Source organism: Polynucleobacter sp. MWH-Loch1C5 (assembly GCF_018881775.1).
Lineage (GTDB): Bacteria > Pseudomonadota > Gammaproteobacteria > Burkholderiales > Burkholderiaceae > Polynucleobacter.
On record NZ_JACVPR010000001.1, the window covers coordinates 847783 to 860669 of the forward strand.

Here is a 12887-nt window from a genome sequence, read left to right on the forward strand (position 1 = left end):
CATTAACTTCAATCGCCCGCAAACCCTTGCCACATAAGCATCCTAGCGAGTGGCACTCAACAAAAAAATTACAAATCGCAACAGCATTCGCAGAGTGTTGTGTGTAAAAAATTTTCGGTCGCATAAAAAATTTACTGACAACACAATTGTAAAAATATTTTTTGTTTTGCGATTGTTATGTCAAATCTCAACTATCTATTTTCAAACGCAGAAGTAAAAGATGATGCTGTCATTAAGTTAATGAATGACAAACTCATTGTCTATAAGCGTGCTAATTCATCACAGTGGCAATGTCGCTTTAAGTTAGCGAATGGCAAATGGCATAGTGCCTCAACGAATACGAACGCTATAGAACAGGCGAAGATACAGGCAATATCGATCTACGAAACAGCACAAATCAAAATCAGTGTTGGTTTGTCGCTAAGCACAAAGACATTTAAACAGGTGGCATTGGATGAATTAACCAATATGCGTAGTCAGCTGAACGCAGGCGTGGCAAAGACAGCCTATAGAGATTACGAATTTGCGATTAACAAATATCTAATCCCCTTCTTTGGCAAATACGAAATCAAAGATATCACTACAGAACTAGTCGCAGACTTTGAACAATGGCGAACTAGTGAAATGGGAAAGGTGCCTAAAGCGAGTACCAAGCTCAATCACAGTAGTGCTTATAACCGTGTCATTAACTTAGCTAGAGAGCGTGGCTATATCGCAGGCAATCATACTGTCCCACAGTTAGACAGTAAGGGTGAAAAGAGTATCGCTCGCCCTGCTTTTACGGACGAAGAAGTGAGAGATTTATTGGGTTACTTAGAAACCTGGCAAAAGAGTAGCTATACAGAACACACACTGAAAATGAGAATACTCTGCGGTGCTTATGTGAAGTTCTTATTACACACAGGTGTTAGGCACGGTACTGAAGCACTACGAGTGAGGTGGAAAAACTTACAGTGGCACTGGGTAGGAAATAAAAAGTATCTGCGTATATGGGTCAGTGGAAAAACAGGACCTCGTTATCTGATTGCCAAGCGTGAAGTCATAGAAGTGTTAGAAGGTTTGATTAAGTGGCAGAAGTTAGATTACAAAAATCTCAACACGGTCATAGAAGCACGACTAGATAGGCTGGTGTTTGTGCTGCCTGACAACAAACAGCTTAGCAATATAGAAAACATATTCAGAAATTTAATGATACGAAGTCATTTACGTACAGATGTCAGCGGTAGAAATAGAACGCTGTACAGTCTGCGACATACCTACGCTACACAGGCATTGGCTAAGGGTGTTGATATACATACGCTAGCAAGGCAGATGGGTACTAGCGTAGGAATGATAGAAAGACACTACAGCAAACTAACGCCTATGCTGAAAGCTGATATGTTAGGTTAATATTTCTATATGCCAAAACTTAACCCTACACACCTACCAGATAGATTGCGTGAAGTTATTGATCAGCTTAAGCGTGGTGAAGAAGTTGAAGCTAAGAAAAATAAAACGCTACTTAATGCTACGCAACAACAAGCACTAGAAGATGAGTGGAACAAACAGCAAGTGCTTCGTAAAAAACATAAGCCACCTAAAACGCAAGCAGAAAAACAAAAGTTAGGTTGGAAAGACAAGCGAGAAGTCAGAATTGAAATTTATGAGAAGGCATATGCTCAATTACAAACTGATTTAGTTGGTGATTTTAGAAAATTACAAAGAAAGCGTGAAGCTAAAGCCGCAGATGCTTATTTGAATGGTTACTTTAATGCCAAAGATGGTGTGAATAAAGATAGTGCTGGAAATATCGCTATCACAAGAGCTCGGCTTAAACCACCCACAAGTAGGTTTAGAAAAAGAGATAGACAAGTAAATGCTTTAGAAGAACAGTTACTCAATCAGTTTGAAGCTGAAATGACTGAAGAAGAGCGAGAACAGCGAAAATTATTGAAAGAGACAGAAAGAGCGGAAGAACGAGCGAGAAAAGGTAGGTTTAAGTAAAAGCAGGATTTTTGACTGTTAAAAAACCTGCTTTTTAATAAACCCTATATCTGCTGTCCCTAAAGCCCTTATAGAGACTGACTTTGAAGGCTATCAAGTTTGACGCTAATCCAATCTAGTTTAGTTTGGTGTTCAAAGAAAGTTTTTTCTAAATTAGTAGTGAGCAAATGTAATCGCTTTAAAAGTTTAGAGCTAGGTAAAACAATCTTCACTCTCGCATCTTTATCTGATTTGCGTAATTCAATCCAATTACTTTTAATTAATCTATCAAAGTGATGTCGTGTTCCCATAACGCTGTATGGTAGTTCTGCGAAAAGTATCTTTACAGATATTTCTTTATTTTCAAAATAGCTATCCAACACTTTAAAGATAATGTCCTGTGGAATGTAAGAGTGACCGATTGGCAAATGGATAGAAATTTGCCAACGAATATCTCTTAACAAATTTACTAGTCCGTGTTGTTTTTCTATCACTACAAGTCCTTATCAAAAACATAAAGACTTTAATTTCAATAATTAATAATTCCTATAGATTTCATATACGAAGATTCGTATTCGTTTTTCATTGTTATGTTCTGTATATGACAAAAAAATACTAATTCCTATAAACAGTTTAAGAAGGAAGTTAGTATGAAAAAAACCGCTTTAGCGTTAGCTTTATTAGCGACAACAGGTGTGGCGCAAGCTCAATCCAAAAATTTTGAAGGTGCTTTTGGTACCTTTGGTGTTGCCAGTGTAAGCAACAGTCTGAGTACCACACTAAATAATGGACGGGGAGCCTCACTAGGTCTTAAGAGTGGCGATACTGGTACTACTACAACTGTATCAGGTGGTTATAACTTTATTCTCGATGATAAGTTTTTAGTTGGATTATCGGCTAGCTATGATTTATCTAATGTCAAAGCAGGAACAATCAGTGGTGCTCAAGATAGTCAAGGTGCCTTCGACTTAACAGCAAAAATGAAAAACCATTGGGCTATTGCTGTAGAGCCTGGTTATGCTTTTTCAAATAATGCTATGGGCTACTTAAAGCTGAGTTATAACAAAGCAAAAGGTGAGCTAGCATATGGTGATAGCACCCTTTCTACAAAGTTCAATGGTGTAGGTTTAGGTGTTGGAACAAGAATATTCTTGGACAAAAATTTATTCTTACAAGTTGAAGGTGAGCAAATTAGCTATAGCTCTAAAACTTGGACATATGCGAACGGCGAATCAGAAAGCTACAAACCAAAATCAACTATCGCCAGATTTTCAATTGGCTATAAATTCTAATTTTTTATAAATTATGTAAGCCCGCGTTATGCGGGCTTTTTTACACCAACTCTACAGCACTACGCTTTACTTCATCATTGGTGTCTATATAAACCATTGTCGTATTGATTGATTTATGCCCTGCTAAGCTGGCGAGTACTCTCACACCTACTCCCTTGTTGGCTAAGTTAGTAATAAATGTTCTTCTGCCGCTGTGCGACGATGCTGAACTAATACCTGCTTTCTTGTACAACCAAAAGAACCACTGTGTCAGTGTATTGGCTGTGAACCCTTCTCGCTTTTCCGTATAGAACAGTGGCTTTTGTCTATCTTTGATTTTTAAGTAGTTGAGATAGTTAGCTAACTCTGCTCTTAGCTTCTCATTGACAAATACCACTCTGCCCACATTACCCTTCGTTTGATTGGCACTAAGTCGTATTTCTTTCTTAATAGTGCCGTCTTCGTTTTGTACATCGCAGATTCTTAGACTGGCAATCTCACCTACACGCATCCCACTGTAAAAGCTTGTTAGTAAGATTGTGCGATTGCGAATGCTGTATCTGTGCTTAGTAGCGATATAACGCAGTACTTGGTCTATTTCGTTTTGTGTCAGTGTTTTAGCTTGTGCCATATTCAGTCCCTTATCAAATAATTTGTTGTAGTTATTGTGTTTTCTTTTGTGTCGTATTCCTACCTCTTTTTGACCACATAAATCTCTTCCAAAATTCAAAGACTTACGCAAAAGAGCAAAGAAACTAACAATTTTCTTTGGTGTATTTAATGAATATGCTGTTTAAAACGACTGAGAAAAAACCTGCTTTTACTTAAACCCACTATCAAATCGCTTCGTAGTGCTGTTTTTCATAAATCCAGCTACTCACATAGCTGATTGGTAAAGATTTCAGCTTATAGGGCTGATTTGAGGTGTTATCAGTAGTTTTACTAATTGGTAGTTCTCTGATTGATTTGAAATACTTCAAACATAACAAGAGGAGAGAAAGCAGTATGTACTTAGGTATAGCCGTACTATTGTTTGTTGCGTTCTTAGCTTTGACAGTTTTTAACTTAACTACTGAACCTACAGATAAGTCAGTGAATGTAATGTTGGTTTCATCTACAACATTGATCGCAATGACAATAGCGGCTATCTTCCTTATTGTCTTTGACTAATAAGAGCTAACTGCGTTAGCTCGCTCTTTCGCTGTCGCTCATCGCATTTTTCTTCTTCTTTGAATATTTGAACAATAATTTTGTTTTTATCTCTTTACTAGGAAGCACAAGCCACGCTAGTTTTTAGCGTAGCTTAAGCTAATCTTTACTGAGGATTAACAACTGATATACACACAACTTAATTGAATAAGAAAGGTAGGTTTTGCGATCACCTTTTCCGTGCTTGCCTTACGCAACACATCCACTGCCTATATCAGAAGCATTGTGGTGTGCTTGTGGGTTTGATTGTGGCATTCCCACTCACTTTCAGCCTATACATAGTATTTGCCTACATTCGCATATCGCTACGCTACCAACTAGTACATCTTCACAAACGGAACTATCACATAGGGATGTCGTTTAAAGCATCTAGCTAAAAGCTAGGTAGTGTGAAGAAGCGAGTAATGAGCAACTCAATTGCGTACCGTTACACATCAGAACGGATTAACAGCACTATTACATTTGGCGTGCCAACCTTAATCTCATTTGTACATTTATTTAGCTATGTGAAAAGGACTGAATAAAAAATGTGGCTTTTTATTTGGTGAGATTGGCAAAATAGGCTGAAAAGCTAGTCCAAATAAGGCTCTGAAGCTACTGTAGATATAGGGTTTAACAAAAAGCAGGTTTTTTATCGCTAAAAAGTCTGCTTTTACCTAAACCTATACCTAACTGAATAAGGAGTCAAAATGAGCACATTAGAAGGACTAAAACTAGTAGCAGTCAAAAAGCCTACACATATACCTACTGTAATGATTCGCAGAAACAAGCTAGCTAGCAAAGTGTGGGAACAAATACAGCTAGCAAAAAGTCAAATAGAAGGCACTGAATTTGTAGTCAAAAAGTACCGTAGCTATACAGACAAAGACACGGGCTTACGCAAACAGATTGAGATGCCTAAGCGTGTTAGAGAATGGTGGTTTAGGAATGAGCAAGGTAAAGTCTGTGTGGCTATCAAATACGGTACTCGTGTATTGGAGCTAGCTAAGGGCAAACACAGTATTGAAGTGGCTAATGCCAGTGAGTTAGTCAAAGCACTAGAACTAGTCAAGCAAGCTGTAGAGTGTGGCGAGCTAGACGCACAATTAGAACAGGCTAGTGTTGGCGTGAGGGCAAGTTTTAAGAAGTGATTATTCTTAAAGAGTAAATAGCATTACTAAAGCTAAGGTTTAATTAGGTAATATTTTTTTAACAATTCTTATTTAGACTTCGTATGTGTAGTTTTTGATACACGTCTCCTCTGTAACCTTAACTCGCACCATAAGTGTGCGAGTTTTTTTTGTTTCAATTTTTAATTAATAAAATACTTATTGATTGTAAGTAATAGAAAATATTTTTGATTTCTTTATTCATATAGAAATATATCAGTGTCAAATAAAAAAATAATCTATCAATGCTTCAAAGCCTATGAGGAATCTACGAGATACTACAAGGACGGTAATTCTGTAATCTTCAGAAGTGTCTATCACTATGCTGAACTTGAATACTCTGATAAATGTATCTTGCCTAAAAAATCTATTGATGGAAATTTCTATTCTTTTAGTGATCCTATTAGAGCTGAAGTAGGCAATGTCTATTTAGAGCGTGTAGATTTTATTTTTATTGATAAGTTAGCTGAAGTTATCAATAAACAACAGTTATCAGAGATGACAATCAATGATTTTGAACAATCAATCATTCTCTTAGGCTATGACAAAGAGGTTTATCAGGTAATGTATGGCAAGGGTACTACAGTCATCAATAAATAACTGTATGCGTTTCTTTGAAATCAAAACTATCAAACCACTCACACCGCAACAACAGCGTATTAAATCATTACAGACGCAGAAACAGAATATCGCTAAGCAGTTAAAAGCTGAAAGAGATAGGCAGAAGATACAGAAAGCACAGCAGACAATTCAGTCTGTGATCCATAAAAAGTAGTTAAGCAGTTTCTCAAGCACTAACTACTTTTTCATAACCCCACTTGATTTTTGACCATACCAACACAATTCAATTACTGATTGCGATTGTGAAAAAAATTCACATCTATGTTGAAAATATTTCATCATAAAAATATTGTTTATTTAAAACATATATATAGAATGACTTTTTAGAAATTCCCGTAAAAATAAGTCGTAATTACTAATACGACTGACCTATGACACAGGCAATGGCAAAGGGGGGGTAATAGTATGAACTTGGCTAACAATAAGATAAGAGAATTAAAAAATAGATTTTCAAAAATATTTAGAGATTCTCTAAAAGAACGCTACGGTAAATTACCGTCTGCTAACTGCGTGGCACGAGACTTTAACTTAATAGCCTACGATATCAATCCCGTCACGCAGGAAACAGTCAGGCGTTGGATGCGAGGGATTTCAATGCCAGAAGATGTGAAGCTTAAAGTTTTAGCTAATTGGTTACATCTTGACTTAAATTCAATCTTCAACATACCCACTTCAGAAAAACAATCATTCAAAGTTCCCAAAGAATGGCACTCGCTCAGTGAGCGTGAATACAAAATAGTAGTCATCATTATCAATACATTGTTGAATCACATACATCTATAGACGATCTATTCACAGTTAAAACCAACAATTTGAACCAAAATCGTATGGTTTTTGGTGCTTCGTATATAGATTTAAATTCTTTGTTTCAACGAATGAGAGGCATAGTTGAAATACTAGGTTTAACTAAACGCAGGTTTTTTCCACGCATAGATAAAAACCAATCCCCTGCTCTACCACTCATACCGTTAGCAGGATTAAACATCCGCACTAACCTTAGGATGCTTAAAGCATAAGGAGAGTCTATACAGTCGGTTACATTTCTTTATGGTTTTGAGCAAATAAGCTATAATCTCGCTTCTTGGCTCGGTAGCTCAGTCGGTAGAGCAGAGGATTGAAAATCCTTGTGTCGGTGGTTCGATTCCGCCCCGAGCCACCAAAATAGAGAAAACCACCTTCGGGTGGTTTTTTTATTTGTGGGTAATAATGAGGGCTGACCTAGGAGGCCTCATTGTTAATCGTCACATCAATCATTGCCGCCATTCTTGCAGGCATACTCATTAAATTGTCGCTTGCCGTTATCAAGCTCAGAAGAAAAAATAGAGTAGCTTTGGGCGATGGTGGTTTTGAAGATTTAGAAAGGGCTATACGAGCTCAGGGTAATTTTGCGGAGTATGCTCCTATTGGCATTATTTTGTTGGCATGCCTAGAATTAAATGGCGCACCTTGGTGGTTAGTGGCTATACCTGGCTGCACTTTAATCATTGGGCGTATTTTTCATGCAATAGGCATTAATGAACCGCCACCCAATTTTGCTAAACGTGTTAGTGGTATGAAATTTACTTTAAATACTCTCATAGCACTCATTGTTTTGAATTTAGTTTGGTCAATTTATATCTGGCTGTATTAATGAATAAACCAAGAAACGTAAAAAATATTTAACTATGAATTTATATAAATCTATTTTTATCTTAGCGGCGCTAGCCCTTGCCGGCTGCGCAACTAAAAATTATGGGGATGAAAAATTCCATTTGCAAATGGCCACGCACGGCAAAGATGTGATGTGGGTACCCACTAAAGTAGAGATGGCTCATGAAATGCTATCGGTAGCTAAGGTTAGGCCTGGCGACATAGTCTATGACTTGGGTTCAGGTGACGGCGTTATTCCAATTGAAGCAGCTAAAAAATATAAGGTGCGTTCAGTAGGTATTGAATACAACAAAGACCTTGTAGCCCTTTCTAAGCGCAATGCCGAGCGCGCCAAAGTGTCAGATATTGTCGAGTTTAAGCATGGGGATATCTTTGTAGAAGATTTTTCTCAAGCAACCGTTTTAACTTTGTATCTAGGCGACAACTTAAATTTCAAGTTGATGCCTAAGATTCTGAAAATGAAACCAGGTACACGTGTTGTTTCAAATACTTTCCGTATGGAGTCATGGGTGCCTGATCAGGAAATTCGGATCTCGAATGGTGAGGTCGCCTATTTATGGATTGTTCCCGCACAGATAGATGGCCTATGGCACTTTACTGGATTACCCGGTATGGAAAGTATCCAGTTACAAGTTGTGCAAAAGAAACAATTCTTTGATGGCAGTTTAAGTCAGGGTGCACGCAGAACAATCCATTTTGAAGATGGCCGCATCAGAGGTCATCAAATTCAATTTGAGTTTGTGCACAAGTCAAAGAAATATTCATTTAAAGGCGAGCTTAAAAACTCAGAGATCGTGGGCTACGTTAATGATGACCCTAACTTAAGGGTTGTGGCAAAGAGATAACTGCCAGACCTCCTATTCTGATGGCTTCCTTGCGCGAAGCCATTTTCTTTTAAACTCCTTGAATAATGGATGGTAAAGCTACTTCACGCATATATATATTAGGCGCCGGAGCTGTAGGTTGCTTCTATGGTGGCCTTTTGTCTAGCGCGGGGCATGAGGTTAATTTTGTGGTTAAACCCCAACATCTAGAGAGTTTCCAAGGCTATTTGAATCTAGAGTGGGCGTCACACCAGACCCGGGTGAAGGTTCGTGCAACTACTGAGCTAAAAGATTTAGTTCACGCAGACATTCTGATTGTTGCAGTTAAATCAGCCGATACATTGCCAGCCATTCAGAGCTTAAAAGAATATCTTCCTGAAAATATTCCTGTATTGAGCTTTCAGAACGGTGTGACTAATGCGAAAACAATCGCCGCTGAAATTAATAACCCAGTTTATCCAGTCGTCGTTTACGTTGCCACAGCCATGCAAAAACCATGGCACGTGAAGCATTATGGTCGTGGCGACTTATTAATTGGCCAGCCTGAATTAGGCAGGAGTAATGCTGTTTCAGTATTAGTTCAACTATTCAACCAAGCACAAATAAAGACAGAATTTTCTGAGTCGATAGAAATAAAAATGTGGGAGAAGTTTCTAGTCAACTGTACTTACAATGCGGTTTCAGCGATGGGTCAAATATCTTATGGTGAGATGGTCAAAAACCCACAGACATTGAACTTGTTGAATGATCTTCGTGATGAGTGTCTGTTGGTGGCACATGCATTAGCAATTCCCTTGAGTCAGGAGCGAGCAGCTGAGCTTAATCAACAAATTGCACAGGGCATGGCGCAACAAAAGTCATCAATGGCACAAGATTTAATGAAGGGGCGTCAGACTGAAATTGATTATTTGAATGGCTATCTGGTGCGCGAGGCACAACGCTTGGGTTTGAGCTTGCCCAAAAATGAAGTCGTGTGTGCTTTAATCAAAATGCTAGAGCATAAAAATAATGCTAGCTAGCCAACTTATTCTTTACTCATATCGCCGTTGCCCATATGCCATGCGTGCACGGATGGCTTTAGATCGTTCAGGCATAGTAGTCGAAATTAGAGAAATTTCATTAAGAGAAAAACCCAGTTCGATGCTGGAGGTTTCACCTAAAGGCACTGTGCCTGTTTTGCTAATGAAAGATAGTGATAGTGTTCAAGTCATCGAAGAGAGCCTAGAAATCATGCTTTGGGCACTCAAGCTCAAACAGGATAATTTGCTAGCTACCTCATTGGATGACTCACTTCAGTGGATTGAACGCAATGACACTCGTTTTAAATATCTATTAGACCGGTTTAAGTACCCGGAGCGTTATGAAGTGGATCAGGTAGAGATTGCTAAATTAGCGGGTGAAGAGTTTTTAGACATTTATGAGAGTGGCTTAAGCCAGCATTCATATCTTCTGAGTGATCAAGAAACTCTTGCAGATCTGGCCATTTTTCCATTTGTTCGTCAGTACGCAAAAGTCCGAGATGATGCCTTGGAGTCCTACCCACATTTAAAAGCATGGTTGGCAAAGTATCAAAACTCGGATGCCTTTAAGCGTATTATGCGTAAGTATCCTACGTGGACAGACTAATATGCTTAAAAAATTTATTACATTCTTGATTCTCGCGCTAATACTTTTTGCGCTGTACACATGGGCCGTTTTAACTTGGAGTTATTCGCAGGGTGAGCGAGCAGGTTTTGTACAGAAAATCTCTTATCGAGGTTGGATCTGCAAGACATGGGAAGGTGAATTAGCCATGATTAATATCCCTGGAACGCTTACTGAGAAATTTAACTTTACAGTTAAAGATGAGGCGGTCGTCAAAAAAATTAATGCTAGCTTAGGTAAAAAGGTGACTCTCATTTATGAAGAGCACGTCGGGATACCGAGTAGCTGTTTTGGAGATACGGGCTATTTTATTAAGGACGTTATCACTTTAGATTAGGTCAGTGAATACTTTAGGTGCAGATCAGTCTCTTAAGCCTAATTTTTTAGCTTGGCTAATTTAATCAGTAGTTTTACAAGATAGATGATGGCGAATGTCCCTAGTAAGTCACCGATTAGCATCACGCCCAAAGTTTCAATAAAGTGCTCGGTATAGCCCGTCATATAGAAAAGAATTTGGTGCAAGAAAGAGCTAATCAATGCATAAATAAATATACAGTTGAGCAACTTGCCGCCATCTAGATGAAATAAATCCTGATCAAGGGCCATATTCTTAAATACTAATTTAAGAGCTATATATGGAGCGAGACCGCCTAGCGTCCCTGCCAAAATGGCAGTGAGTAGATCGTCACTAAAAAAGAAAAATACCCCCAGTAGGATTGAGCTTAGAGAAATTCCAATAGCACCATTAAGGCCAAGCAAGAGAGTTAGAACCAAGCGAAAGCCTGCTGGCAAAAAAATCCAAGAAACCCCATCTGAAAAGCTCAAATTAGAAAAAAGGAGTTCATTAATGCCAAATAAAAGAGCATAAAGAAGTGCGCTAATGGCAATTTGAATTAAGTTTGAGCCAATAATAGCCATCCCTCAATAGTACATAAATAAAAGCATTAAAACCTTGTATATTTTTCATAATTTGTGGTTACAATTCAACGCGGGGCTCAGGAGGAGTCCGGTTTTTATTATTTAGCTTATTTCCAAAGGAGCAAAACTTGAATAAAGCAGAATTGATTGCGGTTATCGCAGAAGATGCAGAGATTTCTAAAGCTAAAGCAGAGTTCGCATTGAACTCAGTGATGGACACCATCAAGAAAGCTGTTACTAAGGGCGATAGCGTTCAGTTAATCGGTTTTGGTACATTCAGCTCAGGTAAGCGCGCTGCTCGTACAGGCCGTAACCCTAAGACTGGCGAAGCGATTAAGATCGCAGCTGCTAAGACAGTTAAGTTCTCAGCTGGTAAAGCATTTAAAGATGCTGTGAACAAGCGTAAGAAGTAATTCAACTGAATTACCTAATCAGCCTGGCGCGTTAAGCGACCAGGCTTTTTTTTGGCATTTTATGGGGTAGCTAGAACGCTTCTTTATGATTGAACTAAGCGTCTATGACGATGAATGCTCATTAGCATCCCAATACCAACACCTAAGGTCACTAATGCTGTGCCGCCGTATGTAATAAATGGGAGCGGTACACCCACCACAGGCAGTATGCCGCTGACCATGCCCATATTCACAAAGGCATAGGTAAAGAAAATCATCGTAATTGAACCGGCTAATAGTCTAGAAAAAAGAGTTGGCGCATTGGAGGCGATTTCTAGGCCGCGTTTGACCAGTAAGAAGAATAAGCCGAGCAGGATGATATTGCCTAGCAAACCAAATTCTTCTGAATAAACAGCGAAGACAAAATCAGTGTGTTTTTCTGGAATAAATTCAAGATGAGACTGGGTGCCTTTTAGCCAGCCTTTCCCAAATAGGCCGCCAGAGCCAATTGCAATCACGGACTGAATAGTATGAAAGCCTTTGCCTAAAGGGTCAGAGCTTGGGTCTAAAAGAGTACAGACCCGATTTTTTTGATACTCATGAAGAATGGGCCATTTGACTTGTGGTTCACAAATATAGCCACCAAAGATGATGATAAGAAGAATAAAAAAGACGCCTATACCGACAATGGGTACGAGGATTTTCCAGGGGAAGCCCGCCAAAATGATGACATACATACCTGCTGCAAAAACAAGCAAAGCAGTACCTAAGTCAGGTTGTCTGGCAATGAGTGCAACAGGTACGGCTAACAGAATAAGAGCAACTGCATAATCCCAATTTTTTAATATCCCTTCCCGTCTTTGAAAGTACCAGGCAAGCATCATGGGCATGGCAATTTTCATTAATTCAGATGGCTGAATCACTACCCCCACATTGACCCAACGCCTGGCCCCCTTTTTAATCAAGCCAAATAGAGCAACTGCGATCAAAAGCCCAACACCTAACAGAAAAACCCATATCGCAAGCTTTTCAAACCACTTGGGGGGAACATGTGATACGGTCCACATCACTACAAAAAACAATAGTAGATTGCGCACTTGATCGATCATCTTCACGTGTGCGCCACTGGAAGATGAAACAAAGGTGACGATGCTTATAAAGACCAGGGCAAGTACAGTCAGGCCTAAGCTTTTATCAAAGCCAGACCAAAGAAAATCGAGTCTTTGGATTAAGGGGCGTTTTTCCACT

The 12887-nt window shown here is 38.9% G+C and carries 16 protein-coding genes and 1 tRNA gene; 13 read left to right on the forward strand and 4 right to left on the reverse strand.

All coding sequences use genetic code 11. From position 1 onward, the window contains the following. Positions 1 to 177 precede the first annotated feature (177 nt). Both ICE94_RS04290 and ICE94_RS04295 read left to right on the forward strand, forming a co-directional pair. Complete coding sequence (locus ICE94_RS04290; protein ID WP_216149206.1) at positions 178 to 1389, forward strand: tyrosine-type recombinase/integrase; 1212 nt, start codon at positions 178 to 180, stop codon at positions 1387 to 1389. Positions 1390 to 1398: 9 nt separating this feature from the next. After that, positions 1399 to 1983 (forward strand): hypothetical protein, encoded by a 585-nt coding sequence (locus tag ICE94_RS04295; protein ID WP_216149208.1) that lies wholly within the window; start codon positions 1399 to 1401, stop codon positions 1981 to 1983. 68 nt (positions 1984 to 2051) lie between these two features. Here ICE94_RS04295 and ICE94_RS04300 read toward each other — a convergent pair whose 3' ends face one another. After that, positions 2052 to 2456 (reverse strand): hypothetical protein, encoded by a 405-nt coding sequence (locus ICE94_RS04300; RefSeq protein ID WP_216149210.1) that lies wholly within the window; start codon positions 2454 to 2456, stop codon positions 2052 to 2054. 156 nt (positions 2457 to 2612) lie between these two features. Here ICE94_RS04300 and ICE94_RS04305 point away from each other — a divergent pair, with 156 nt between their 5' ends. After that, positions 2613 to 3254, forward strand: a complete 642-nt coding sequence (locus tag ICE94_RS04305) for an outer membrane beta-barrel protein (protein WP_216149212.1) — start codon at positions 2613 to 2615, stop codon at positions 3252 to 3254. Between the two features lie 40 nt (positions 3255 to 3294). On the opposite strand, the gene ICE94_RS04310 is transcribed toward ICE94_RS04305, so the two are convergent. After that, the gene (locus ICE94_RS04310) at positions 3295 to 3864 is read right to left on the reverse strand and encodes a site-specific integrase (protein WP_216149214.1); all 570 of its coding nucleotides are present in this window, start codon (positions 3862 to 3864) and stop codon (positions 3295 to 3297) included. Positions 3865 to 5131: 1267 nt separating this feature from the next. On the opposite strand from ICE94_RS04310, the gene ICE94_RS04315 reads away from it, so the two are divergent. From ICE94_RS04315 to ICE94_RS04355, 9 genes are all read left to right on the forward strand, one after another. Continuing rightward, on the forward strand, positions 5132 to 5572 hold the full coding sequence (locus ICE94_RS04315) for a DUF6641 family protein (protein WP_216149216.1): 441 nt from the start codon (positions 5132 to 5134) through the stop codon (positions 5570 to 5572). Between the two features lie 237 nt (positions 5573 to 5809). Continuing rightward, on the forward strand, positions 5810 to 6190 hold the full coding sequence (locus tag ICE94_RS04320) for a hypothetical protein (RefSeq protein WP_216149217.1): 381 nt from the start codon (positions 5810 to 5812) through the stop codon (positions 6188 to 6190). 426 nt (positions 6191 to 6616) lie between these two features. Next, on the forward strand, positions 6617 to 6994 hold the full coding sequence (locus tag ICE94_RS04325; protein ID WP_216149219.1) for a hypothetical protein: 378 nt from the start codon (positions 6617 to 6619) through the stop codon (positions 6992 to 6994). 300 nt (positions 6995 to 7294) lie between these two features. Continuing rightward, positions 7295 to 7370: transfer RNA gene (locus ICE94_RS04330), tRNA-Phe, on the forward strand. Between the two features lie 72 nt (positions 7371 to 7442). Beyond that, entirely contained in the window at positions 7443 to 7841 is a 399-nt protein-coding gene (locus ICE94_RS04335; protein ID WP_216149221.1) for an MAPEG family protein, read from the forward strand. 34 nt (positions 7842 to 7875) lie between these two features. After that, positions 7876 to 8706 (forward strand): methyltransferase domain-containing protein, encoded by an 831-nt coding sequence (locus ICE94_RS04340; protein ID WP_216149223.1) that lies wholly within the window; start codon positions 7876 to 7878, stop codon positions 8704 to 8706. A 65-nt stretch (positions 8707 to 8771) separates the two neighbouring features. After that, complete coding sequence (locus ICE94_RS04345; protein ID WP_216149225.1) at positions 8772 to 9704, forward strand: ketopantoate reductase family protein; 933 nt, start codon at positions 8772 to 8774, stop codon at positions 9702 to 9704. After that, positions 9694 to 10311 (forward strand): glutathione S-transferase, encoded by a 618-nt coding sequence (locus ICE94_RS04350; RefSeq protein ID WP_216859824.1) that lies wholly within the window; start codon positions 9694 to 9696, stop codon positions 10309 to 10311. Before ICE94_RS04345 ends, ICE94_RS04350 begins: the two co-directional genes overlap by 11 nt. A 1-nt stretch (position 10312) precedes the next feature. Then, positions 10313 to 10666, forward strand: a complete 354-nt coding sequence (locus ICE94_RS04355; protein WP_216149227.1) for a hypothetical protein — start codon at positions 10313 to 10315, stop codon at positions 10664 to 10666. A 38-nt stretch (positions 10667 to 10704) separates the two neighbouring features. On the opposite strand, the gene ICE94_RS04360 is transcribed toward ICE94_RS04355, so the two are convergent. After that, positions 10705 to 11247 carry a hypothetical protein gene (locus ICE94_RS04360; protein WP_216149229.1) on the reverse strand — a complete coding sequence of 181 codons (543 nt, stop codon included), beginning with the start codon at positions 11245 to 11247 and terminating at the stop codon, positions 10705 to 10707. Between the two features lie 128 nt (positions 11248 to 11375). Between ICE94_RS04360 and ICE94_RS04365 the strand changes: the two genes are divergently transcribed. Beyond that, positions 11376 to 11660 carry an HU family DNA-binding protein gene (locus tag ICE94_RS04365; RefSeq protein ID WP_216149231.1) on the forward strand — a complete coding sequence of 95 codons (285 nt, stop codon included), beginning with the start codon at positions 11376 to 11378 and terminating at the stop codon, positions 11658 to 11660. An 83-nt stretch (positions 11661 to 11743) separates the two neighbouring features. Here the strand turns inward: ICE94_RS04365 and rodA are convergent, their stop codons facing one another. Continuing rightward, positions 11744 to 12886, reverse strand: coding sequence for a rod shape-determining protein RodA (rodA, locus tag ICE94_RS04370; protein ID WP_216149233.1), 1143 nt, complete (start codon positions 12884 to 12886; stop codon positions 11744 to 11746). Position 12887: the final 1 nt, after the last annotated feature.